Origin of the sequence: Erwinia sp. PPS120, from assembly GCF_047918655.1 — a bacterium.
GTDB classification, from domain to species: Bacteria; Pseudomonadota; Gammaproteobacteria; order Enterobacterales; family Enterobacteriaceae; genus Erwinia; species Erwinia tasmaniensis_A.
Map to the genome: position 1 here is coordinate 1 of NZ_JBLREF010000121.1, position 337 is coordinate 337.

Annotated in this window: 1 protein-coding gene; it reads right to left on the reverse strand. The window is 53.4% G+C overall.

What is annotated here, in order from left to right; genetic code table 11:
- Window positions 1-2 precede the first annotated feature (2 nt).
- The coding region (locus ACLRGG_RS21505; RefSeq protein WP_416251587.1) for a hypothetical protein at window positions 3-337 on the reverse strand (335 nt) is incomplete at its 5' end.

Sequence of the window (337 nt, forward strand, 5' to 3'; positions counted from 1 at the left end):
GGCTAATTGTTCCGGCCCTTCGCCTCTTTTTTTCTTCCTCCCCTCCCCCTTCTCCTCCCCCCTCCTCTTCCCCTTCCCTTCCCTTCTCCCCCCCCTTCCCCTCCCCTTCCTCCCCTTCCTTCCTCTCCTCCTTTCTTCTCCTTCTCCCTTCCCTTCCTCTTCCTTTTTTCTTTTTCCTTTTTTTTCTTTCTCTTCTTCCCTTCCCCTTTTTCCTTTTTCCCCCTCCCCTTTTTTCCCTTCTTTCTTTCTTTTTTTCTCTTCCCCTTCTTCTCCCTCCTCCCCCCCTCCTTCCCCTTTCTCCCCCTTCTCCTCTTTCTTTTCCTCCCCGTGGTCCCGC